This window comes from Thauera sp. ZXT1-4 (assembly GCF_052598215.2).
Genome location: NZ_JBQWSN020000137.1, coordinates 1 through 559, shown reverse-complemented (window position 1 = coordinate 559; position 559 = coordinate 1). Strand labels below are relative to the sequence as shown.

Genomic DNA, 559 nt, shown 5'->3' with positions numbered 1-559 from the left:
GCTTCGACGGCGTCACCGTCACCACCCAGGCCAACGTGTATTTCGACGGCAAGTGCGTCAGTCACGGCATTCAACTCGCCGATGGCACCCGGAAATCGGTCGGCGTCATCCTGCCGGCGCTGCTCACCTTCAACACCGGCGCCCCGGAAGTCATGGAATGCGTCGCCGGCAGCTGCAGCGTGCGCCTGAAGGACCCTGACGGCAACCCCGGCGACTGGACGACCTACGGCGCCGGCCAATCCTTCAACGTGCCCGCCAATTCGAGCTTCGACATCGAAGTCGTCGGCGAGCCCTATCACTACATCTGCCACTTCGGCTGAGCGCAGGGGAGGGGGAGCCATGCCGTCGTTCGACATCATGTCCGAGGTAGACCAGCCCGCGCTGCGCAACGCGGTCGAGCAGGCCAACCGCAAGGTCACCGGCCGCCACGACTTCAAGGGCACCAGTGCCAACATCGAGCTCGCCGAAAAACTCATCACCCTCTACGGTGACAGCGACTTCCAGCTCGACCAGATCAAGACCATCCTGCTGCCCGAGATGACCAAGAAGAACGTCGACG

The 559-nt window shown here is 63.5% G+C and carries 2 protein-coding genes; both read left to right on the top strand.

Features of this window, described 5'->3' with window-relative positions; translation table 11 throughout:
- Positions 1-320, top strand: a 320-nt coding sequence (ppnP, locus tag ACUH78_RS19510) for a pyrimidine/purine nucleoside phosphorylase (RefSeq protein ID WP_445334477.1), incomplete at its 5' end; no start/stop codon positions are given.
- A 19-nt stretch (positions 321-339) separates the two neighbouring features.
- Positions 340-559, top strand: a 220-nt coding sequence (locus ACUH78_RS19505; RefSeq protein ID WP_445334478.1) for a nucleotide-binding YajQ family protein, incomplete at its 3' end; no start/stop codon positions are given.